Below are 21,853 nucleotides of genomic sequence, written 5' to 3' on the forward strand. Positions count from 1 at the left end.
CGAGTCGCGCCGATCGACGCCGCATTGGCCGACACGGCGGCCTTCTGCGAGGCGTACGGCGTGGCCCTGGAGAAGTCGGCGAACTGCGTCGTCGTGGCCGGCAAGCGCGGCGGTGACGTGAGGTATGCCGCCGTGCTCGTACTGGCGACGGACCGCGCTGACATCAACGGGATCGTTCGCCGTCACCTGGATGTGCGCAAGATCAGCTTCGCGCCGATGGACGAGGCCGTGAGCCTGACGGGGATGGAGTTCGGGGGGATCACTCCCCTCGGCCTGCCCGGTGAGTGGCCCGTGCTGGTCGACAGCCGGGTGGCTACGGCAGGCGCGGTGGTCATCGGGAGCGGCCTGCGCGCGAGCAAGCTCCTCGTCGAGGCCGGCGACCTCGCCGCCCTGCCGAGCGCTGAGGTCATCGACCTGGCTCAGTGACCTCAGCGGCACGGGCAGCGGCCACCGGCAGCGGTCAGCGGCCGGTCCGGTCCGCCAGATCGGCCACGTGGGACGAGACGGCCGGGTCCAGGCCCAGCCCGAGCGCCAGATAGGTCGCCGCGAAGTCTGTCGTGGCGATCTGGCCGGCCAGCCGCACCAGCGGATGGCCGGGCTCAGCCCGCACCTCCGACACCGTGACGCCCGCCTCTCGAGCGGCCTCCACGACCGCATCGGTCAGCGCGATCGCCTGCGCCGCCTCTCGCGTCAGCTGGTCCGGCGCGGCGTCGCGCAGCATGAGCAGCACCAGCCGCGGCAGCGCCGGTCCGTCGAGATAGGGGTCGGCGAAGATGTCGGCGGTGGCCCGGCGGTGCCCGGCGTTCTGCCCGTATGCCACGGTGAAGGGCCCGTCGAAGCACGCCACGATCTGTGCCGCGTCGTCGGGGAGCTCGCCTGATGTCGCAGGCATCCGGGCCGTGCGGGCCAGCATCGACGCCGCTCGCCCTGCGGCCACCCCGCTGAGGGCGCCGTCCCCCAGCACGACGGGCACCCCCGGCGCGAGGTCGGCGGCCAGAACCTTGGCCGGGTTGACGAAGGCATCCGACGAGGGTCGGGCCGCCTCGGCGACCGCGTCGAGGCGATCCGCGGTGTCGAGCAGCACCTGCTCGTCGACGTCGACCAGACCGAGTCGGCCGGCCGACAGCAGCACCGGAGCGAGCAGGGACCACAGCGCGGTGCGCGAGGTCGTCCGGCCCCGCCCGATGTCGATGTGGACCCCTCGTGCCTGCGCCGCGACATCGGCCAGCGGCGACTCGGACGCCCCGACGGTCAGCAGGGACGCACCTCGCCGCGCCGCCTCGGCCGCCAGGGCCAGCGGTCCAGCCGCACGGCCCGACTGCGACACGGCGATCACCAGGTCCAGCGGACCCACCCAGCCTGGCAGCGGCACGTTGCGGCGCACGCTCACCGGGACCGGCGACCCCGGCTCGGCGAGCAGCTCCAGGACGTCGCACACCACAGCCGAGCCCCCGAGGGAGGCCACGAGCACCGACCTCGGCCGCTCACCCCCCGAGACCCGCTCGATCCCGGCCATGGCAGACAGGTCGATCGCCTCGCGGACCTGGGCGCCGGCGGTGGCCAGCCCGCGCAGGGTCTGGCGGCTGTCGAGGGCGGCGATGGCCTCCTCGCTGTCGATGCGTGACTCGTCGAGGTAGGGAGCCATCGCCGTGGGCTCAGGCCGGCTTGCGGGCTTCGTCGACCAGCAGGACGGGCACACCGCCGTCGATGCGGTACTGCAGCCCGCACTCGTCGCTGGTGCAGTGCAGCTCAGGCCCCGTCTCACCCGTCGCGTCGACCAGCTCCGCACGACACGCGGGGCACCGCAGGATCTCGCGCAGCCACGGCTCGATGGCCGCACTCGGCCCGTTCCCCTGAGACATCAGCCTTCTCCTCTCACCAGGGCGAGAACATCGTCCCGCACCCGACTCATCGTGTCTGCATCGCCGGCCTCGACGTTGAGCCGCAGCAGCGGCTCGGTGTTGGACGCGCGCAGGTTGAACCACCACATCGGGTCGCCGTCGACGCCCGCATACGTCGCGGTCAGGCCGTCCAGCTCGTCGAACTCCGCGCCGCGTGCCGCCGCCCAGCTGCGCGCCCGCGCGGTGGCCGCCGAGGTGTCGGCGACCGTCGAGTTGATCTCGCCCGAGGCGGCATACCGGCTGTATGCCGCGGTCAGCCGGCTCAGCGGCTCAGGCTGCTCACCGAGGGCCGCCAGCACGTGCAGCGCAGCCAGCATGCCGGTGTCCGCGAACCAGAAGTCCCGGAAGTAGTAGTGCGCGCTGTGCTCGCCGCCGAACACGGCATCCTCGCGCGCCATCTCGGCCTTGATGAAGGAGTGGCCCACGCGGGTACGCACGCCGCGAGCGCCCTGCTCGGCGATGATCTCGGGGACCGCGGCCGAGGAGATGACGTTGTAGACCACCGAGACGTCAGCCGCCCGGGTGCCGGCCTCCACCTCTCTGGCGACCTCGCGGGTCGCGACGAGCGCCGTGACGGCGCTGGGGCTCACCGCGTCACCGTGCTCGTCGACGACGAAGCAGCGGTCGGCGTCACCATCGAAGGCGAGCCCCAGGTCGGCGCCGTGCTCGACGACGGCTCGCTGGAGGTCGCGGAGGTTCTCCGGCTCGAGGGGGTTGGCCTCGTGGTTGGGGAACGTGCCGTCGAGCTCGAAGTACAGCGGGATGACGGTCAGGGGCAATGCCTCGAGCCCCGCGCCGGTGCCAAGCACCGCGGGGACCGTCAGGCCGCCCATGCCGTTGCCCGCGTCGACCACCACGGTCAGCGGCCGGATCGCCGAGAGGTCGACGAGCTGTCGCAGGAAGGCTGCGTAGTCACCCAGCACGTCCCGCTCGACCACCGACCCCCGGGCCGCACCGGCCGGCCCAGCGCTCGTGCCCGAGTCGAGGAGCTGTTGGGCCGTGTCACGCACCTGGGCGAGACCGGAGTCCTGACCCACGGGCCGCGCGCCGGCCCGGCACAGCTTGATGCCGTTGTAGCGCGCAGGGTTGTGGGAAGCTGTGAACATCGCGCCGGGCAGGCCGAGCGCACCACTGGCGTAGTAGAGGCCGTCGGTGCTGCAGAGCCCGATGAGGGTCGCCTCGATGCCGTGCGCGCTCACGCCGGCGGCGAAGGCACGGGAGAGCTCGGGGGACGACGGCCGCATGTCGTGGCCGATCACGACGCCAGGGGCGCCGTCGGCGATCACGATCTCGCTGGCGAACGCCGACCCCAACGCCCAGGCCACGTCGACGTTGAGCTGCTCGGGCACCACGCCGCGCACGTCGTAGGCCTTGACGAAGTCGGACAGCACAGGTGTGGACACGCCCGAAACCCTAGCGGCGTCAGCCGTCACGCAGTACGCGCAGGTGTCCTCGGCGACCGGTCTCGACCGCCCCGGACGCTCCCTCGTCGCTCGGTCTGCCCACGACCCGTGCCGCGGGCGGAGCGTCCAGACGTGGCCTGCCGGCCTCGCGCACGGCGTTCGCCAGGGCCAGCAGGTCGTCGTGCGACGGCTCTGGCTCGACGTACTCACCGGCCAGCCGGACGATCTCCCAGCCACGTGGTGCGGTCAGCCGCTCGGCATGGTCGGCACACAGGTCGTAGGTGTGCGGCTCGGCGTACGTGGCCAACGGACCGATCACGGCGGTCTGGTCGGAGTAGACGTACGTGAGCGTCGCCAGGGCGGTGCGGGGGCACGCGGTGCGGGAGCACCTCCTGGACAGACTCACGCCCGGGAGACTATGCCACCACAGGATGGCTGCGGCGTCGGCACGCCGTACCATGACCGGGTGACTTGGAGTGGGGCGTCCGCGTCCACGCCGAGCGGTCGGCGCTCGCCACGACGCGACCGGCATGGGCGGGGCGTCCGGGGCCCACTGGCATGGCCGACCGTGCCTGCCATGTCCACCCGCCGCGAGATCTTCGACGACCTCGTGCTCGACAGCGCCGCCCGCCTCGAGCCGCGCCTGGGACCGCGGTTGGCAGAGGTGGAGTTCGCGGTCGAGGACGTGCCGCCGAGCGACCCGGCGCCCTGGGAGCGCGACGGCGTGCCGCTGGGCCGGACCTTCCCCTCGAACGGGCGTCAGCCGGCCCGCATCGTGGTCTACCGGCGACCTGTGGAGGGCCGGGCCCAGGACCTGCGCGAGCTGACGTCGGTCGTGCAGGACGTCGTCGTCGAGCAGGTGGCAGCGCTGTTCGGCATGGCCCCCGGAGACCTGGACGCCCGGTACGGCGACGCCGACTGAGCTCAGTCGAGCTGAACTGAGCCGGGCGAAGCCTGGCCGACCCGCGCAGAGCGGGGAGTGGTTCCTAGTTCTGCACCGCTCGGACGCCGACCGTCGTCGTCCGTAGGGCGGAGTCCAGCAGCGGGGTGGAGGTGACCAGCACTCCTTGTGCGTCCTTGGCCGAGCTGTCGACGGCGGCCCGCAGCTGCCCCGGGCCCGACACCGGACGGACCCAGACGGAGGTGGGCTGGGGCGCCTTTGCCGCGCTAGGCACGGCCACGGCGATGGCGGAGTCGGCGGGCACCGTGACCCGCTGCGTGGTCACCGTGCCGCCCGGCCCCACCGAGAGGACGTCGGCGACCACTGAGCCGGCCGTTGCCGTCAGCCACAGGGTGCGCTGCAACGCAGTCGTCTGCGGGAACGGCATCCCGGCCACCCCGGTGATCGGGTCGGTCGAGACGGCCCAGGCGAAGTCGCTGCTCTTGGTCCCGGTCCGCTCGAAGCTCGCCGAGGCCACGACGGGAACGTCCGCGCGGACCTGGAGCCCACTGGCTCCGGCAGGCAGGCCGGAGATGTCGATGTCTCGAACGCTGCCGCCGGGAACCCGGGTCACTGCACCGGACTGCAGGCCACGCGGCCCCTGGCTGGTCAGGACGCGAGTCTGCACGACAGCCTCGGCCGGACCGGGGACGACCACCCGCAGCACGGCGTGCCCACCCCTCACGTCGACACCCGGCACCACCTGGTCACGGCTCGGCGGGGCCGACGGGCTCGCGTCGTCCGACCCGGCCGGCGTCGTGCCGTTGAGCCAGGTGTCGTTCAGCACGGCGCCCACCACCCCACCCTCGGTGACGACGTGCACGGCGGGCGACGCGACGGTCCCCGAGATGGAGTCGAGGAGGAACGAGGTGCGCCCGTGAGGGGCGACGACGAGCCCCTTGCCGATGGCCGTGTCGACGGGGCCGTTGGGCCCGTGCAGGGTGACGTCGACCGAGACGGGGTTGCCGCCGGGGTTGGTCAGGACCAGCCGCTCCTGGCGTCCGGCGGCCGCCCCACCGGCCAGCAGCCAGAGGTCCGCTCCGGGTGGGGTGCAGGGCGCCGAGCCGAGCGAGCGCTGGTCGCCCGAGGTCACCAGCCACGACTGCTCGGCCGCCAGGCCCGGAGCCAGCGACTGGGTGCCGCCCACCACGACCCCCGTGGGGGTGGTCAGGTCGGCGGTGACCAGCGGCCCGCGGGCCGATCCCGGCTGACCGAGCCCGGCACCCGGCATACCGGTCAACGTCAGGGTGCCGGGCGTAGCGACGGGCTGGGTGTCCGTCAGGGCGGACGTGGGCGCGGCCACGGCCGCGACGCGCACGGCCACCGGCAGGTCGCGGACCCCGGGCACGCCCATGAGCTCAGGCCCTGCGCACAGGAGCTGCGCCCCGCGGACCGGGCCGCTCTGGACGCCGCTGGCGGCGTGGGCCGGCTTGCTCGAGCCGACTGCCACCGCCCCGGGGACCTGGGTCGCGGCGACGACCAGGCCGGCGCCGGCCGCGGCGACGACGGTGGCGCGCAGGACGGCCCCGACAGCGGCGAGGGACACACTCATGGACGCCTCCTGGACGCACGGTTGCCGAACGGCAGAGCCAGGAACAGCACGAGCAGCGCAAGGGCTCCCTGGGCGGTGCGCCAGGGAAGGTCGGTCGGCAGGACGTCCACCGTGAGGTGTCCACGCCCGGCCGGGAGGGCGTATGCCGCCCGGCCGCCGACCGGCGCCAGCACCCGGCCGTCGATGGCCACCTGTGCGTGGCGCACCCACCCCGAGGGCTCGGCGAGCACGAGCGTGGCAGCGCTCGGGACCACGAGGTCGGTGTCGATGTGGCTGTGCGGCCCTGCCACCGGCACCGGCTGCTGGGTCGTCGCGGTGACCAGACGGGCTCGTGAGGGGGCCACGGCGTCGTCGAGCGCGGGGCCGCCACCCGAGCTGACCCGCCAGAAGATGACCCCGTCGTGGTCCCCGAGCCGGGTCAGGCCCGCTGTGGCGTCGAGCTGGCGGAGCCGGGCGTCCGAGGGGTCGGTGCGCAGCCCGACGAACCCGATGCCCGCGTCGGCGAGCAGCCGGGCTGGGCCCACGTCACCGGGAGCCGCACCCTGTTGGAACAGGGTGGCCACGGCGGTTTCGAGCCGCGAGCTGTCGCTCTGCGTGCCGGCCGGGGGGCCGGCGGACGGCGCCAGCATGCGCGCGACCGTCCCGGGCTCGCTGCCGAGGAGCTGGTAGCTCACCCCTGCGCGGTCGGGGGCCAGCACGACCATGCGGTTGCCCAGCCGGCCGTCCGCTTGGTCGATCGCCACCGCGGGACGCGGGTCTGCGGCCGCCTGGAGGCTGCTGCCGAGCGAGTGCCACCCCGTCCATCCCACGCCCCCGAGGACGCCCACGACGAGCGCCGCGGCGACCGGCCAGCGGAGAACTGCCTGCCAGCCGCCCTGGGCACGCCGGACCGGGAGCTCACGGGACCCGAGCAGGGCCGCCGCGAGCAGGGCCAACATCATGACGAACAGTCCGGTGCCTGCCCAGGCCGTGACGGGTTGGCCGGCATGGGGCTGGTCGGCAGGGACGACGCCCAGGTGGAGCCGAGATGCCGCCAGTGCGAACGCCAGTCCCACGAGTGCGAGGAGCCCGAGGGCCGAGGCGCCCACCGCACGCTTGCCGGCGCGGGCCAGTCCGAGGACACCGGCCAGCACCAGCGGTGCACCGAGGATCGCGGGATAGCCGCCGACCCCACCCGGATGGAGCAGCGCCAGCTGCCACGGCAGGGACTGGCCCGCACCCCAGACCGAAAGGCCCGGGCCGGTCAGGAGCAGGACCGGCTCGTGGACGAGCGTGGCGACCCAGGGACCGAGCAGCAGCACCGGGCCGACGGCGAGGGCGAGCCCCCGCACCCGGGCCATCCCGTGACCGAGACAGAGGATCCCCAGTCCGACGACCCCGACGAGCACCCCCAGTGCGGGGACGAAGGACTCGAGGATGGCAGCTGCCAGAACCGTTGCGGCGGTCGCGGTGGTGGAGCCCGACCGCCGGGCCGCCAGGGCACAGCCCGCGGAGACCAGAGGGAGCAGCACGGCCGCCACCGCGGCACCGAGCCTGCCACCGGCGACGGCGGTGGTGACGAGGGAGCTCGTGCCCCAGGCCAGGGCAGCGAGGCCACGTGGCCACTTCGAGTGGGTCAGCACCCGGCCTGCGAGGTATGCCGTCCACGTCGCCGCCGGCAGGGCGAGACCCACCAGGACCGCCACCGCCGCACCCAGCGGCGAGACCGGCGCACCGACCAGGGGGAGGTGCGAGACGAACCAGGCGAGGCCGGCAAGCACGACGACATAGGGGCTCTGCTCCCCCGCCTGGCCGAGACCGGCACCGTGCCAGCCGTCGAGCCACGCATGCCAGGCCGAGGCCGGGTCACCCTGCACGCCGAGCAGCTCACCGCCGACCAGACCCGACCGGAAGCGGTCGAGCATGCTGCCGCCCAGCTCGCGGGAGGCGACCACCGTGAGCACGCTCGTCACGAGCACCGCAAGGAGGCCCGGGTTGCGCGCCGCGCGCGAGGCCCAGGTCGAGCCGAGCACGTTGAGGTCCTCGGCATCGTCGTCGACAGGGCCGCTCTCGACGGCAGCCAGCCCCGCCTCTGAGGCGGACAGCAGGGCCGGTTCGAAGGCGACCTCGTCGTGGATGAGGTCTCCGGTGTGCCTCAGCACCGTGGTCGACCGGACGAAGAGTCCGGACAGGTCTCGACGACGGACCCGATGGACTGGACGGGCCGGCGCACGGCCCTCGTCGTAGCCGTGTCGCGTGCGCCAACGTGCCCGCGCGACCCGGCCAGGTGTCAGGACTGCCCCGACGTCGCCGAGCTCCGCCCACGCGGCGGTCGGCCGCTTGGCCAGCAGGAGGGCGACGCCGGCGAGGAGGCTGGAGATGGCGATCCAGGCCGCGAGTGCGGGGACCGCCCACCACGAGCAGCGGGTGAGGGCGGCACGTCGGGCCTGACGGCGGACGCGAGCGGGGTTGAGGCCGTCTGAGACGGCGGTGTCGGCATCGGCCTCGTCCTGGGCGCCGGTGCGCACCGTGGCGCGCGGCACCACCACGACCCGGCGGCCGAGCTGCTGGGCCCGCCAGCCGAAGTCGACCTCGGCCCCGAACTCGCCGAGGGTCTCGTCCTGCCAGCCCAGCTCGTCACAGAGGGAGCGTTCGGCGAGCATGCCCACCAGGGGGACGGCCAGGACGTCGCTGCGGCGGTCGTACTGGCCCTGGTCGGGCTCGCCGAGCGCGGGCGAGGGCAGCAGGCGGCCGCTGCGGGTGAGCTGCAGCCCCACCGAGCGCAGCGCCCCCGGGCGGTCCCACTGGAGGAGCTTGGGGCCCGCGACCGCGACGGACGGTGAGCGACGGACGGCATCGAGCAGCCGGGCCAGCGTGGTCGGCGCGGGGTCACAGTCGGCGGTGAGCACCCAGACGTGCTCGACCGCTGCGGCGGTGGAGCCGGACTGCCGGCCGTCCGACGGCGGCTCGGCCGACAGGGCCGTGCGAACGGCATCCGGGAGGGAGGAGGTGCCCGGGACGGTGACGAACTGGATGGACGGGACGATGGTGATCAGGGGCCGGTGCGAGCGCACCGTCTCCACGGCGCCGGGGTCGAGGCCCGGGTCGACCACCACGAGACGCTCGGGAGGACGGGTCTGGGCGGCGAGGGCGTCGAGGGTCCGAGGGAGGGCATCGGCCGGCCCGCGCAGGACGAGCACGGCGGTCACACAGGTGACGGTCGACGGGGAGCCGTCCGCTGGGGAGTCGGTCAGGCCATGGGGCGGGGCAAGCGTCATGCGCTCGTCACGGGGAAGCCACCGGGCGGCGGCTAGACCGCACGCTTCTTGAGCTTGCGGCGCTCCCGCTCGGACAGCCCACCCCAGATGCCGAACCGCTCGTCGTTCGCCAGGGCGTACTCCAGGCACTCGGCCCGGACCTCGCACCCGACACACACCTTCTTGGCCTCACGAGTCGAGCCGCCCTTCTCGGGGAAGAACGCCTCGGGATCGGTCTGGGCGCACAGCGAGCGCTCCTGCCAGGAGAGCTCCTCCTCGGTGCCACTCTCCAGCGTGATCAGCTGCAGTTCCTGCACGGCTTCCTCCTCGACCCGGTATGCCGCCGCTGCTGTGACGGGAACGTCACAACAGTGGAATTACACGCGTGTCATACCCGGTTCGTCAAGCGGAAGTCTGATATTTGCCCGTTCGGTCGAACCTTGATAACGCCCTCGGAACCCCACGCCTACCACCGCCCTCGTCGGCATCGTGCGCCCCACGGCTGCAAGACTGCGGGGCATGCGCATCACCGCCCTGGCCGGAGGTGTCGGCGGCGCCCGGTTCCTCCGTGGCCTCCGCAGCCATCTCGACGCCACTCCCGAGCTCGCCGACGCCGAGCTGACCGTCATCGGCAACACCGGTGACGACCTCAGCCTCTTCGGTCTGCGGGTCTGTCCCGACCTCGACACTCTCGTCTACACCCTGGGCGGCGGGATCCACGAGGAGCAGGGGTGGGGCCGGGCCGACGAGAGCCACCGCGTGCAGGGTGAGCTCGCGGCATACGGCGCCGTGCCCCAGTGGTTCGCCTTGGGCGACCTCGACTTCGGCACCCACATCGTGCGCTCCCAGTGGCTCGGCCAGGGGCTGTCCCTCTCCGAGGTCACCGCCCGGCTCGCCGAGCGGTGGGGGCTGCCGGAGCGCCGCATCACGCTGCTGCCCATGAGCGACTCCCCCGTCGAGACCCACGTCGTCATCGAGGACGGCGACGCTCACCGCGCGGTGCACTTCCAGGAGTGGTGGGTGCGGATGCAGGCCAAGGTGCCCGCGCAGCGGTTCCAGGCGGTCGGCATGGACCGTGCGACCGCGGCGCCGGGAGTCCTCGACGCGATCCGGCAGGCCGACGTGGTGCTGCTGCCCCCGAGCAACCCGGTGGTGTCCATCGGCATCATCCTCGGCGTGCCCGGGGTGCGGGACGCCCTGCGCGGGACCACCGCGCCCGTCGTCGGGGTCTCCCCGCTCATCGGGGGTATGCCGGTGCGGGGCCACGCGGACGCATGCCTGGCGGCCATCGGGGTCGAGTGCACGGCTGCAGCGGTGGCCGGCCTCTACGAGGACTTCCTCGACGGCTGGCTGGTGTCGCAGGAGGATGCCGCGTCGGTGCGGCTGCGCCGGGCGCAGGTGCGTGGCCGCCCGCTGCTGATGACCGACCGGGCGGCAGCCGCCGAGATCGCCGGCGCAGCGCTCGAGCTGGCCCTCGAGCTGCGGACCGCGTGACCTGGTGGCGCCCCTCTCGCTCGTCCCGCTGACCGGGATCCCCGAGGTCCAGACCGGCGACGACGTGGCCACGCTGGTCGTGCACGCGGCGGCGGCGGTCGGGTGGCCCCTCGAGGACGGGGACGTCCTCGTGGTCTCGAGCAAGGTGGTCTCCAAGGCACTCGGGCTCTGGGCGGCGGACCGCGAGGCGGCGATCGAGAAGACGAGCACCCGGGTGGTGGCCGAGCGCCGCACCGCTGCCGGCGTCACCCAGATCGTGCAGGCGAGCGCCGGTCCCGTGATGGCGGCTGCCGGAGTCGACGCCTCCAACACCGGTGGTCGCGCCGAGGTGCTCGTCCTGCCTGGCGACCCCGACGGCGAGGCGGAGCGGCTGCGCCAGTCGCTGCTCGCGCTGACCGGGCTGACCCGGCTGGCGGTGGTGGTCAGCGACACGGCGGGCCGGCCGTGGCGGTTCGGCCAGACCGACTTCGCACTCGGCGCGGCAGGGGTCCAGGTCGTCGACGACCTGCGAGGGGGCATCGACGCCGACGGCATGCCGTTGCACGTGACCGCCCGGGCCCTGGCGGACGAGCTGGCCGCGGCCGCGGACCTCGTCAAGGGCAAGGCCGATGGAGTGCCGGCGGCCATGGTCCGCGGGTCCGGCTGGGCGCTGCCCGAGCGAGGGGACGGTGCTGCGGCGCTGGTGCGGGCCGGGCGCGAGGACTGGTTCGACTACGGCCGGGCCGAGGCCGTGCGGGCAGCTCTGGGCGTCGAGCCGGGCAGTGCCCAGGCCCAGGAGACCGGCATCGCGTCGGTGGTGCCCGAGTCGCTGGCCGAGCGCCTGGCCCGCGGGGTGGCGGTCGCCCTCCGGGGTGCCCGCGAGGCAGGCGTCGACCTCGGTGGTGAGGTCGTGCGCGTGAGCGCGCCGACGGCATACGAGCTGGGGGTGGCGGTGACGCGGCTGCAGGTGGCGCTGTGGGGCGAAGGCCTGCGGGTGGAGGCGCCCCTCGAGGCCGCTGGCCTCGAGGTGACGCTGAGGGTCACGGAGCGCTGACCTCCGGGCGCGGGCCTCAGCGTCGGGTCGGCAGGTGGGTCCGCGGCGCCATTCGTGGCCCACGGCGCGGGCGCATCGCACCGTCGAGCTCGAGCAGGCGCTGCACGCGGTAGCGGTGGCCGCGATACGGCTCCAGCAGCTCGGCCATCGCGATGTCGTCCAGCACCTCGCCGGTCAGCGCCCACGTGACGTTCTTCGCCACGTGGTAGTCGCCGAAGCTCGGCGAGTCGGGGTCGCCCAACGCCCGCTGGGCCACCTCGGCCGCGGTCCAGACCCCGACCCCCGGGACTGCTCTGAGCCGGGCCGCAGCCTCGGCGTGGCTCAGGGCGACGCACTCCTCCAACCTGCCGGCGACCCTGGCGGCCCGCACTGCCGTGCCCGAGCGCGCGCCGTCCACCGAGGCGCGCAGCCACTCCCACGACGGGATCGACGCCCACCCGGCAGGCGACGGGGCGACCCATAACCGCCGCGCCTCTCCCGGTCCCGGGGCTCGTGAGCCGTAGCGGTGCACGAGCGCGCGGTAGCCGCCGAAGGCCTCCTGCCCCGTGACCTTCTGCTCGATGACAGCCGGCACCAGCGCATGCATGACCAGACCGGAGCGGGGGATATGCCAGGCGGCATACCGCTGGTGCGCCCTGGCCACCTGCGGATGGTGGGCCACGAAGCCCCCCTCGTCGTCACCGTCTCCCAGCAGGGCCGGCACGTGGTCCAGCGCCCAGGCCGCGCCGTCACCCCAGGCGGTCGCCTGCACCTCGCCGAGGTCGGCCCGCTGGACCAGCCGCAGGGTGGCCGGGCCCGAGGGCGTCGGCAGGCCGAGCCACCAGCCGTCACCACGGTCCGGCTGGAAGGTGGGGTCTCCCCCTCCCCTGCGGAAGATGGAGACGACCAGGCCGACCGACGTGGGACGGCCGGGGCTCCAGACGCGGCTCAGCTCGGGCACCGGGGACACCCGTACAGTCTCGCGCGTCGCCGTGAGCGACCCCACGGGAGGCACCCGTACACTCTGCGGGACCGTCCCAGCACCCGTCCCGACCCGTCCCCGGAGCATCGAGGAACCCGTGAGCACCAAGCGCGCGAGCCAGGACCGCAAGGCACGTCTGGCCCAGCTCCAGCAGGAGCAGAAGGCCAAGGAGCGCAAGGTCGTCGCCGGCATCGTCAGCGGATGCGTCGTCCTGCTCGCCGCCCTCGGTGGGGTCGTCGCCTACGCGGTCAACGACGCCCAGTCCAAGCAGCTGCCCCACCTCGGTGTCTCGCTGGCCGCTGCGCACTGCGACCCGGTCACGACGGACACCGGTGGCGGCACCGGGCAGCACGTCGGCCCTGGCACGTCCCAGCCCAATGTCACCAGCGTCAAGTACACGACCGTACCGCCGAGCCACGGCCCCCACTTCGTGAGCCCGGACGTCAGCGGCCGCGACTTCTACACCGCGGCAGACCGGCCGGTCGTGGAGACGCTGGTCCACAACCTCGAGCACGGCTACACGATCCTCTGGTACGACGGCACCAAGGTGAAGGACACGACCCTGCTCAAGCAGGTCGCCGACCAGGGCGACGCGCTGCCCGACGCGAGCGGCAAGTTCAAGGTCGTCGAGTGGGACTCCAGCCGGGGCGCCTTCCCGAGCGAACGCCCCTACGCCCTGGTGCACTGGGCCAAGGACGCCGGGCACCGCCAGATGTGTGGCGACCTGTCGGGTGAGGCCGTCGTCGACTTCGTGAAGCGGTTCCCGAAGGACAACACCCAGGAGCCCGGCGCCGCCTGACCGGCCCCAGCCGCGCCTGAGCGCCTCAGCGCCGCCGGAAGGTCAGCAGGATGAACGTGTAGTCCAGGCCCACGCGCTTCCAGTGCACCGGACGCTCCCGGTGCGACAGCGAGTCCGACGTCGACAGGTCGCCGACCAGCTCGAGATCGCAGGCCTCCGCGCCGGCCAGCAGCTCGAGGATCTCCTGGGGTCCGAAGATGCGAACCTCGCTGCCGTATGCCGTCCTCCCGGCGGTGTCAGGCGGGGCCTGGTCGTAGTCCGTGGAGACGCACAGGATGCCCCCTGGGCGCAGCACGCGGGCGGACTCGCGCAGGAACGCCTCGATGGGTACGCCGTGCTCGATGACCGACATGCACGTGATCGCGTCGAGCGACCCGTCCGGCAGCCCGGTGGCCGTCACGTCGCCGTGGCGGAAGACGACGCCGTCGCGGCGCACCTCGTCGCCGAACTCGAGGTTGATCCCCAGAAGGGATCCCGGCACCGAGCCGAGGCCGTAGAGGCGCAGCCACGGCAGCACGGGCGAGTAGCGCGCGCTGCCGGCATCCATGACCCGTGCCGTGCGCGTGCCGTCGTCGACGAGGCTCAGCACCGCACCGACGGCGCCGAGGGCGTCCCAGTTCTTGGGCAGGTCACGGTGCAGGGGCAGACGCAGCCGGCTCGCCTGCTCCACGGCGGTCCGCCACATCACCTCGCTGTCCAGGACAGCGGTCGGCGGCACCGCCGTCGGCACCGGTCGCGAGACGTCGTGCCCGCGACGTGCCTCGACGCGACGCTGGACCGCCACGCGGGCCCACAGCAGGTGCTCGGCTCCGCGCTTGGCCGCGGCCAGCAGGCGGCCACCGGGCGGGGCGGCGACCTGGGTGGTGTGGTCGGTCTCGTCTGGAGTAGGCATGCGGCGCAATCTATCCGTGGTGAGGTGGGGTGAGGTCGTCGTCGACGACCAGCTGTGGGTCCGCGAGCCGGTCGGCCCGCGTCGTGATGAGGTGGTGCGAGCGCGCCCAGACCCAGCCACCGAGCGCGAACAGCACGTCGGACAGGATGGTCAGGAACCGCGCGAGCACGACGACCGCCGTCGCCCCGGAGAGCGAGATCAGCGGCGAGAGCAGCAGCACGAGGATGCCCTCGCGGAGCCCGACGCCGGCCGGCAGGATGACCGCGAACATCGACAGGGCGGAGGCCAGCGCGAAGCCCCCGACCGTGGCGACCAGTAGCCGCGACCCGTCGACCGGTCGGTCCGCGACGGCATGCGCCAGGACGAGGACGTGCAGGCCGGAGCAGACCCAGGCCCCGACGAGGTACGCGGACGACGCGAACACGGCGCGGCCGGAGAGCCGGTGCTCCAGCGGTTCGCGTCGCAGCAGGCGGAGCCCGAGGGCGATGCCCCAGTTCAGCAGGCGCGGCCAGAAGACCACCGCCAGCAGGGGGATGGCGAGCACCACGACCCAACCCGTGGAGCCAGTGCTGTTTCGGGACAGCAACGGCGGCAGCGCCGGTATCCCGACGAGCAGGCCGCAGATCGCGGCGAGCCCGATGCTGATCAGCCCGACGACGGCCGAGCGCCGGCGCGGGATGTGCAGCCTCGCGCCCATCTCGGCCTGAGCCACGATCGACCAGACCGAGCCGGGCAGGTACTTGCCCAGCTGGCCCACGAAGAAGACCCCACCCGCGGGAGCCAGGTGCAGCGGGGAGCCCAGCTCGGCGAGCACGCGGCGCCAGGCCAACAGGGTCAGCAACGGCGCGAGGCAGACCAGGGCGGCGGCCAGCAGCACCTGACCTGGCTGGACGCGCCGGATGTCCTGCGACACCTGGGTCCAGTTGCGGCCGACGGCCACGACCACCGCGACAAGCACGAGCAGGGCCAGCGCGATGCGCAGCGTGGCGAAGATCCGGGTGCGTGTCATCAGCGCCGCCTCAGGGTGAGCCGAAGGAGCCCGTATGCCGCGTCGGCGCGGGTGGAGGTGTCGGAGGCGCGCCGCATCCGGCCGGTGATGTCACCGTCCAGGTCGCCGACGAGCACGAAGCCGAGGTCGTGGGCCCGGGCGAGCACGCCACGGACGTCCGCGGGACCGAGCGCACCTTCGGCACCAGCGCCCCCGATCGGCAGGGTCACGCACAGCAGCCCACCGGAGCGCAGGGCCCAGGACGCCTGGCTCACGGCCTCGTCGATGTCATCGGCATCGCAGCCACCCGGGTGCAGGCGCACGATGACGTCCAGCGACGCCGTGTCGACATCGAGCACCTCGACCGACGAGCGCCGGCCGGTGAGCTCGAGCTCGACCGGCTCGAACCCGATCGCGCGAGCCCAGCGCGACAGTGGCGAGCGCATGCCGGACTCGTCGACGATGACTGCGCTGCGCCGGCCGTCGTCGCGGACCCGGACGATGGCCGCCAGAGCGCCCAGGGCGGCCCAGGCGGCGATGCTGTCACCGACGCGCGGCAGTCCGAGAGCCCGGGCGAAGGCCTTGGCCTCGTCGGCGTCGTCGCCATCCGCCAGGATGTCGGACGCGTGGATCCACTCGGGCAGGTCGCTGCGGGTGACCACGACCTCCGGCCGTGAGGCGGCGACCAGTCTGCGCAGCACGGAGCCGGAGCGGTGCTTGAGGTGCCCCGCGACCCGGCGCGCGCCCCGCGAGGCTTCCAGCACGGTCCCCACGTCGGCACCGTCGCCCGCGGCGTCAGCGCCCTGTGGACCACCCGACCGGCCGTGGTCGTCGAGAGGCTCGGCGGCGGGCTCGACAGCCCCGAGGGCCTCGATCGTCCCGATGTAGCGCGCCCAGGGCCCGTGCAGGTCGGGGGGCCGCACGGCGGCACGCAGCTGCGCGGCATACCCGGGCTGGGCGAGCCGTCGCAGGGCGGCAACCAGCGCTGCCTTGTCACCCGGGGGCACGAGCAGGCCGTCCACCCCGTCGCGCACCTGCGCACCGAACGTGCCCACGTCCGAGGCCAGCACGGGAAGCCCGTGCTGCTGGCCGAGCAGGACGTTCTGGGAGGCGGTGGCGCTGCGGTAGGTCAGGGCCAGCACGTCGTGCCGAGCCAGCAGGGGGGCCAGCCGGTCCGCGGGGACGTAGCCCCCGTGCACCTCCACCCGGTCGCGCAGGCGCGGGTCGTGCGCCAGCGCGCGCACCCGCTCGCCGCTGGCACCCCACATCTCCCCTGCGACGGTCAGGCTGAGGCCGGGCACCTCGGCGAGGGCCTCCATGAGCAGGTCGACGCCCTTGTAGTCGCGCACCATGCCCAGCGCCAGCAGACGGGGCGGGCCGGGGTGCTCGACGCGGTCGACGGGCGCGCCCCCTGGCAGATGGGGCGGCAGGTCGGCGACGGAGACCCTGGCGGCGCCGAGCTCGTACGCGAGCCGGGCCTGGGAGTCGCTGTGCACGAGGACGGCATCGACCCGCTGGAAGAGCTGCCCCATGAGCTCGCGGTCGCCGCGATGGGGCTCGTGCGGCAGGACGTTGTGGGCGATGACCACCGAGCGCGGGCGCGGCGCGCCGACCGAGGCGCTAGGGGTGCGGCCCGCCCCGGCCGCCCGGAGCAGGACGAGGTGCGCCGGCACGACCGCGGGGATGACATGGACGACCACGACGACGTCGAAGTCGCGCAGCCGGCGACCCGTCCGCACCCAGGTGTCCGGACGCGCCCAGCTCAGGGCGCGGATGGTCCGCGGGAAGGGCGGGACGTCGGCCGCACCACCGGGCACCGCCTGCTCACCCGGGTAGAGCCGGGACGGGTAGAGGTGGGACCACGACACCAGCGTCACGTCGTGCCCGGCCTCGGCGAGCTCGTGCGCCACCATCGTCGTGTGGGACGCGACGCCACCCTTGTAGGGATGGGTCGGACCGACGACGGCGATCTTGAGCGCAGCGGGGCTGCTCACCCTGGGTCTGCCCCGCTCAGACGCCGACGCGCGAGCGCACGACGAGGTCCGAGAGCAGCGCCAGGGTGCCGATCATGAGACCGCTGACGAACAGCAGCACGGTGCTGGCCGGGAAGTAGAACGGGTGGCGCACCATGTCGACGACCCCCTTGACCAGCGCGATCACGACGAGCCACAGGGCCGGCGGCATGAGGACCTTGAGCGGGTCGAAGTACATGACCATGCGCAGCACCTGCAGGATGTAGCGGTAGGCGTCTCGGACGAAGTGGAACTTGGAGACGCCGGCGCGCTTGGCATAGCTGGTGGGGACGTACTTGATGTCGTGCTGGTTGCTCAGGAACGCCAGCGTGATGGTGGTGACGCAGCTGAAGCCGGGCGGCAGCAGCCGCAGATAGGGCAGCGACACCTCGCGCCGGAACGCCCGCAGGCCGCTGTTGAGGTCGGGGATCGTCTGGTTGGTCAGCTTCTCGGCGATCTTGCGGATGAGCCACTTGGCGGGAACCCGGGCCCACTTGTGGGTGCCCTCCTCGGTGGTGCGCGCGCCGACCACCTGGTCGTACGAGTCGTCGTCGCGCAGGATCCGCACCAGCTCGGGGATCCGCTCGTTCTCGTAGGTCATGTCGGCGTCGGTCCACACGACGATCTCGCCGAGGGCCTGCAGGGTGCCGATGCGGCGCGCGGTGCCGGAGCCGCCGTTGCGACGGAAGGGCATCACCCGGAGGTTGGCGTAGCGGCTGGCCGCCTCCTGGAGCACCTCGAGGGTGTTGTCGGTCGAGGCGTCGTCGATGCACAGCAGCTCGTAGGTGAACTCGCTGGAGTTCATGGCCGCGGTGATCCGGTCGATCTCCTGGAGCACATGCTGGCCCTCGTTGAAACAGGGCAGGACGATCGTGACGAAGGGCCGGGTCGCCTCGTGGGCGCCATCTGTGGCCGCCGCTGGCTCGGGCTGTGCGACCACGGCCGGCAGGTATGCCGCGTCCGCGTGGTGCATCGTGGTGCTCGCCGCCGTCGGAACGACGATCTGCTCGGTCGGAGGGGCCGCTGCTGCCGGGCCGGTGCTGGGGTGCTCGCTCATCTCGCTGCGAGCCTACCTGCCGCACCACCCCCACCCGCGTATGCCGCGGCATACGGGCTCGTGGGCAACATCGTCAGGGTCAGGGCAGGGACGAACCCAACCACGAGCTCACCCACGCCGATTTCCCGCCGGGCGAAGGGTGTGGAACCGTGGGCGCGTGGACTCCGACCAGGTTCTGACCCTCATGAAGACCGTGGCGGCCGAGGTCATCACCCCGCGCTTCCGCTCGCTGGCCGACGGCGAGGTGATGGAGAAGAACCCGGGCGACCTGGTGACCGTCGCCGACCACGAGTCCGAGGCGATCCTCACGCGTGAGCTGAGCGGCGCGTTCCCCGACGCCTTCATCCTGGGTGAGGAGCGCACGTCCGCCGATCCCACGACCCTCGAGCGCTATCTCGCCGCCGAGCACGCCTTCACGGTCGACCCGGTCGACGGCACCAAGAACTTCGTCCACGGCTCGCCCGACCACGCCGTCATGGTGAGCGAGGTCCGCCACGGCGAGACTGTCCGCGCCTGGATCTGGCAGCCCGAGCACGAGGTGGCCTGGGTCGCCGAGAAGGGCGCCGGCACCTACCGCAACGGCACCCGCGTGGAGCGCGCGCCGGTTCCCGACGACGTCCCGGCCGTGGGAGTCACCTCGATCTGGCCGTTGCGCGGCCACTCGCTCGGGTCGCTGCCCCCTCTGCTGGGGTCGTGGGTCTGCTGCGGCGTGGACTACCCGCGGCTGATGGAGGGCGCCGCGGACTACATCCTCTACGCACGCAACAGCCCCTGGGACCACTCCCCCGGTGCGCTGATGGTCAACGAGGCCGGCGGTGTGGTGGGGCACCCCGACGGCACGCCGTACACACCGCAGTCGCTCATCCCCGGCATCATCGTGGCGGCAGACCGCAGCACGTATGCCGCGGTGCGTCGCCAGGCCGCGCAGGCCTTCGCCAGCCGGGACGCCTGAGGCCCGAGGGGCGTCGGTCAGCTGGTGGGACCCAGCCAGACCGTCACCGGCAGGGGCACCAGGTGGTCGGGGCGGCGCTCGAGCAGCCGCGCGTCCTCCTGGACCGTGGTGTTCACGCCGACCACGGCGGTCCGAAGGCCGAGCCGGCTCAGCGCCTGGGTCGAGTCGGCAGCGACCAGCACCAGACGGCCCCCGCGGGAACGGACGTCGCGGGTGATCCGGTCGACGGCTGCGGCGAAGCGCACCGGGTCGGTCCGCAGCGCGTACGTCGTGGCCAGCGCGGGCACGCCGCAGTAGCCGCGCAGGACCTCCGGCCACTCGTTGACCGCTCGTGAGTCGGCCATCAGTGCGACGTCGCCGGGGCGGAACTGGCGGCAGACGGTGTCGACCGCGGCCAGCTCCCCGTTCTCCACCCGTTCGGTGGCATGTGGCCAGGTCGCCAGGGCCGCCGGGACCACCACGGCCGCCGCGACGAGGACGCTGGTAGCCGCCATCACGGCATACGGCAGGCGGCGGGTGGACCAGCGGGAGATCACGGCCGCGCTCGCGACCACGAGCAGCACGACGGTCGGCAGCGCGATGTCGAGTCGCCGGTCGGCCCAGGGGTGGTCGGGGGTGATGCCCGGCCGGTACAGCGTGAGCACGGTCGACCCCACCCCGACCACGGCCGCACCGGTCCAGGCCGGCAGGTCGCGCCCCGCGACCCACAGGCTGGCCGAGCGGTGCGCCAGGACGGCGGCGGCGACCAGGGCGATGACCAGGGCCGCGGGACCCACCCACCACGACATCCAGACGACGGACTCCTCCCCATAGGTGCGCCCGCCGTCGACGCGCAGGCCCTGAGCGGCCTGCAGGGCCGCCACCACATGCGAGCCAGGGTCGGCCGCGGACTGGTGGACGGTCTGCCACAGCGGCCGGCTCGCGAGCAGCAGCCCCCCGAAGACCACGAGCCCAGCCAGGACCCGTGGCAGCCACGCCTGCGCCAGCACCGGCAGGCTCCAGCCGCGCCGTGCGCCGGCCACCAGCGCCGCGCCGGCCGCACAGACGACGAGTCCGAATGCGACCAGCGGGAGCAGCGAGCCCGCGATGGACCCCAGATACCGGTCGGAGGTGAGCGCGGTGAGCCCGAAGGCGACCAGCGATGCCACCGCGGTCACCCAGGCGAGGACGCGCCCATGCACCTGGCGCTGCATGATGGCCAGGCACGCCACCGGCGCGATGAGCACCGCCTCGCGGAGCGCGTCGACCCGGATGAGGACGGCTCCCCCCATGAGCAGCCCGGCTACGACCGCCGCGCTCCGGGCGGGGCCCACGTCGGCCACGCGCGCCGCCCGGGCGGCCATGGTCACCGCGACCAGGGCGGCGGCAAGCACCGGCAGCGCCAACGGCTCGGAGTAGGTCGAGCGGGCGACATGCACCAGCGGGAAGACGAGGGCGGTCGCCAGGGCGGCCAGAGGTCCCCAGCGCGCCCCCGCGAGGAGCCCACCCAGCAGCCCGATGCCCAGGACGCAGAGCCCGAACAGCAGTGCGGGCACCCAGAACGTCGCCGTGGCGCCGCCGACCCACCACGCCACCGAGTACCAGGCGGAGGGTCCGACGGGGAACTGCGGCTGCACCGTGGGGGACTGCGGGGTGCCGGTCGAATAGAACGCGGGGCTGCCCAGCGTCACCCCGGGGATGCGCAGGACGTCTGCGCCCCCCACCGACTCGGCCGGCACCTGGATGGGCCGGGCGTGCCCCGAGGCCAGCTCGACCGCCGACTGCAGATAGCTGCCCGAGTCGCGCCGCGGAAGGACCTGCTCGGAGTGGGTGAGGCCGGTCCAGAGCACCGTCCCGAGCGAGACGGCCACCAGGGCGACCGCGCTCCATACGGGCAGGGGCTGGGGACGCACGCCACCGCTCCCCCACAGCGAGAGGACGGCCAGCACCACCAGGGTCGGGACGGCCACCCATGGCTGCCAGGCCCCGAACAGGGTGAGGACCGCAGCAGCGGCGGAACCGGAGACAAGCCAGAGGCCACCGCCGACGACCACCCGGGTCAGCAGGACCCCGCTCCAGGCCTCACCCCGTAGGAGCGGCAGGTCGCCGGGGTCCGGAGCGTAGGGATAGCTCCGGGACGCGCGGCTGCTCACGGCGCAACGCTAGCGCCCTAGGGTGGCGGCATGCCGACGCCCTCCGACTTACTGGCCGCCATGCTGGGCGACGACCCCGGCCGCCCGCGCGTGACCTTCTACGAGGACACGCCGGGTCCGACCCAGGGTGAGCGGATCGAGCTGAGCGCGAAGGTCCTGGCCAACTGGGTCAGCAAGGCCGGCAACGCGTTGCAGGAGGAGTGGGAGGTCGGGCCGGAGAGCCGGGTGCGGCTGGCACTGCCGCCGCACTGGCGCTCGCTCTACTGGGCGCTGGCCGTGTGGTCGGTGGGCGCCACGGTGGTGCTCGACGACGGCCCCCATGACCTGCTGGTCACCGACGAGCCGGCGCTGCTCGATCCCCGGACCACGCCGGCCGTGCTGGTCACCCTGGCGGCCCTGGCGCGTTCGGCCCCGGGGGCGGTGCCGGCGGGTGCGATGGACGAGGCCCGAGAGCTGGCCACGTATGCCGACCAGCTCAGCCCGTGGGACGAGCCCGCCCCC

General features: G+C 73.6%; 20 protein-coding genes. 7 read left to right on the forward strand and 13 right to left on the reverse strand.

Features of this window, described 5'->3' with window-relative positions:
• Positions 1-426: YbaK/EbsC family protein (locus tag VGN50_RS12245; RefSeq protein WP_327445077.1), on the forward strand; the 426-nt coding region annotated here is incomplete at its 5' end.
• Positions 427-460: 34 nt separating this feature from the next.
• Here the strand turns inward: VGN50_RS12245 and VGN50_RS12250 are convergent.
• Genes VGN50_RS12250 through VGN50_RS12265 form a run of 4 tightly spaced genes read right to left on the reverse strand, consistent with a single transcriptional unit; the run spans position 461 to position 3,710 of the window.
• Entirely contained in the window at positions 461-1,645 is a 1,185-nt protein-coding gene (locus VGN50_RS12250; protein WP_327445078.1) for an SIS domain-containing protein, read from the reverse strand.
• Between the two features lie 10 nt (positions 1,646-1,655).
• Complete coding sequence (locus VGN50_RS12255) at positions 1,656-1,862, reverse strand: hypothetical protein (protein WP_327445079.1); 207 nt, start codon at positions 1,860-1,862, stop codon at positions 1,656-1,658.
• Positions 1,862-3,304: a phosphomannomutase/phosphoglucomutase gene (locus tag VGN50_RS12260; RefSeq protein ID WP_327445080.1), complete on the reverse strand. Its 1,443-nt coding sequence runs from the start codon at positions 3,302-3,304 to the stop codon at positions 1,862-1,864. Before VGN50_RS12260 ends, VGN50_RS12255 begins: the two co-directional genes overlap by 1 nt.
• Before the next feature lie 19 nt (positions 3,305-3,323).
• Positions 3,324-3,710, reverse strand: a complete 387-nt coding sequence (locus tag VGN50_RS12265; protein WP_327445081.1) for a DUF3499 domain-containing protein — start codon at positions 3,708-3,710, stop codon at positions 3,324-3,326.
• A gap of 171 nt (positions 3,711-3,881) precedes the next feature.
• Here VGN50_RS12265 and VGN50_RS12270 point away from each other — a divergent pair, with 171 nt between their 5' ends.
• Positions 3,882-4,226 (forward strand): metallopeptidase family protein, encoded by a 345-nt coding sequence (locus VGN50_RS12270; RefSeq protein ID WP_327445082.1) that lies wholly within the window; start codon positions 3,882-3,884, stop codon positions 4,224-4,226.
• 64 nt (positions 4,227-4,290) lie between these two features.
• Here VGN50_RS12270 and VGN50_RS12275 read toward each other — a convergent pair whose 3' ends face one another.
• The 3 genes from VGN50_RS12275 to VGN50_RS12285 all read right to left on the reverse strand — a co-directional run bounded on the left by VGN50_RS12275 (position 4,291) and on the right by VGN50_RS12285 (position 9,349).
• Complete coding sequence (locus VGN50_RS12275) at positions 4,291-5,796, reverse strand: DUF5719 family protein (protein ID WP_327445083.1); 1,506 nt, start codon at positions 5,794-5,796, stop codon at positions 4,291-4,293.
• Positions 5,793-8,984: a glycosyltransferase gene (locus VGN50_RS12280; RefSeq protein ID WP_327445084.1), complete on the reverse strand. Its 3,192-nt coding sequence runs from the start codon at positions 8,982-8,984 to the stop codon at positions 5,793-5,795. The genes VGN50_RS12275 and VGN50_RS12280 overlap by 4 nt, the downstream gene beginning before the upstream one ends.
• 101 nt (positions 8,985-9,085) lie before the next feature.
• Positions 9,086-9,349, reverse strand: coding sequence for a WhiB family transcriptional regulator (locus VGN50_RS12285; protein ID WP_327445085.1), 264 nt, complete (start codon positions 9,347-9,349; stop codon positions 9,086-9,088).
• 202 nt (positions 9,350-9,551) lie between these two features.
• Here VGN50_RS12285 and cofD point away from each other — a divergent pair, with 202 nt between their 5' ends.
• Positions 9,552-10,526 (forward strand): 2-phospho-L-lactate transferase, encoded by a 975-nt coding sequence (gene cofD / locus VGN50_RS12290; RefSeq protein WP_327445086.1) that lies wholly within the window; start codon positions 9,552-9,554, stop codon positions 10,524-10,526.
• Between the two features lie 4 nt (positions 10,527-10,530).
• Positions 10,531-11,559: a coenzyme F420-0:L-glutamate ligase gene (cofE, locus tag VGN50_RS12295; protein ID WP_327445087.1), complete on the forward strand. Its 1,029-nt coding sequence runs from the start codon at positions 10,531-10,533 to the stop codon at positions 11,557-11,559.
• 16 nt (positions 11,560-11,575) lie between these two features.
• Here the strand turns inward: cofE and VGN50_RS12300 are convergent, their stop codons facing one another.
• Entirely contained in the window at positions 11,576-12,508 is a 933-nt protein-coding gene (locus VGN50_RS12300) for a DNA-3-methyladenine glycosylase 2 family protein (protein ID WP_327445088.1), read from the reverse strand.
• 109 nt (positions 12,509-12,617) lie between these two features.
• On the opposite strand from VGN50_RS12300, the gene VGN50_RS12305 reads away from it, so the two are divergent.
• Positions 12,618-13,319, forward strand: coding sequence for a DUF3105 domain-containing protein (locus VGN50_RS12305; RefSeq protein ID WP_327445089.1), 702 nt, complete (start codon positions 12,618-12,620; stop codon positions 13,317-13,319).
• Positions 13,320-13,344: 25 nt separating this feature from the next.
• On the opposite strand, the gene VGN50_RS12310 is transcribed toward VGN50_RS12305, so the two are convergent.
• From VGN50_RS12310 to VGN50_RS12325, 4 genes are read right to left on the reverse strand one after another with little or no spacing between them, the layout of a single operon-like run.
• A complete protein-coding gene (locus tag VGN50_RS12310) occupies positions 13,345-14,211 on the reverse strand; it encodes a class I SAM-dependent methyltransferase (protein ID WP_327445090.1) in 867 nt (288 codons plus the stop codon).
• Between the two features lie 10 nt (positions 14,212-14,221).
• The gene (locus VGN50_RS12315; protein WP_327445091.1) at positions 14,222-15,220 is read right to left on the reverse strand and encodes a lysylphosphatidylglycerol synthase domain-containing protein; all 999 of its coding nucleotides are present in this window, start codon (positions 15,218-15,220) and stop codon (positions 14,222-14,224) included.
• Positions 15,220-17,193, reverse strand: coding sequence for a glycosyltransferase family 4 protein (locus VGN50_RS12320; protein ID WP_327445092.1), 1,974 nt, complete (start codon positions 17,191-17,193; stop codon positions 15,220-15,222). Before VGN50_RS12320 ends, VGN50_RS12315 begins: the two co-directional genes overlap by 1 nt.
• A 16-nt stretch (positions 17,194-17,209) precedes the next feature.
• A complete protein-coding gene (locus VGN50_RS12325) occupies positions 17,210-18,268 on the reverse strand; it encodes a glycosyltransferase family 2 protein (protein WP_327445093.1) in 1,059 nt (352 codons plus the stop codon).
• Positions 18,269-18,425: 157 nt separating this feature from the next.
• Here VGN50_RS12325 and VGN50_RS12330 point away from each other — a divergent pair, with 157 nt between their 5' ends.
• A complete protein-coding gene (locus VGN50_RS12330; RefSeq protein WP_327445094.1) occupies positions 18,426-19,220 on the forward strand; it encodes an inositol monophosphatase in 795 nt (264 codons plus the stop codon).
• Between the two features lie 17 nt (positions 19,221-19,237).
• Here VGN50_RS12330 and VGN50_RS12335 read toward each other — a convergent pair whose 3' ends face one another.
• Positions 19,238-21,352: a hypothetical protein gene (locus VGN50_RS12335; RefSeq protein WP_327445095.1), complete on the reverse strand. Its 2,115-nt coding sequence runs from the start codon at positions 21,350-21,352 to the stop codon at positions 19,238-19,240.
• Positions 21,353-21,382: 30 nt separating this feature from the next.
• On the opposite strand from VGN50_RS12335, the gene VGN50_RS12340 reads away from it, so the two are divergent.
• Positions 21,383-21,853 (forward strand): TIGR03089 family protein (locus VGN50_RS12340; RefSeq protein WP_327445096.1); only part of this gene is annotated, 471 nt, incomplete at its 3' end.

It is taken from the genome of Pedococcus sp., from assembly GCF_036000045.1.
Lineage (GTDB): Bacteria > Actinomycetota > Actinomycetes > Actinomycetales > Dermatophilaceae > Pedococcus.

What these genes read in the sequence shown, in the direction of transcription:
- VGN50_RS12250 (WP_327445078.1), bottom strand. Translation starts at nt 1,645, where the DNA reads ATGGCTCCCTACCTCGACGAGTCACGCATCGACAGCGAGGAGGCCATC.
- VGN50_RS12255 (WP_327445079.1), bottom strand. Translation starts at nt 1,862, where the DNA reads ATGTCTCAGGGGAACGGGCCGAGTGCGGCCATCGAGCCGTGGCTGCGC.
- VGN50_RS12270 (WP_327445082.1), top strand. Translation starts at nt 3,882, where the DNA reads ATGTCCACCCGCCGCGAGATCTTCGACGACCTCGTGCTCGACAGCGCC.
- VGN50_RS12275 (WP_327445083.1), bottom strand. Translation starts at nt 5,796, where the DNA reads ATGAGTGTGTCCCTCGCCGCTGTCGGGGCCGTCCTGCGCGCCACCGTC.
- cofD (WP_327445086.1), top strand. Translation starts at nt 9,552, where the DNA reads ATGCGCATCACCGCCCTGGCCGGAGGTGTCGGCGGCGCCCGGTTCCTC.
- VGN50_RS12310 (WP_327445090.1), bottom strand. Translation starts at nt 14,211, where the DNA reads ATGCCTACTCCAGACGAGACCGACCACACCACCCAGGTCGCCGCCCCG.
- VGN50_RS12315 (WP_327445091.1), bottom strand. Translation starts at nt 15,220, where the DNA reads ATGACACGCACCCGGATCTTCGCCACGCTGCGCATCGCGCTGGCCCTG.
- VGN50_RS12325 (WP_327445093.1), bottom strand. Translation starts at nt 18,268, where the DNA reads ATGAGCGAGCACCCCAGCACCGGCCCGGCAGCAGCGGCCCCTCCGACC.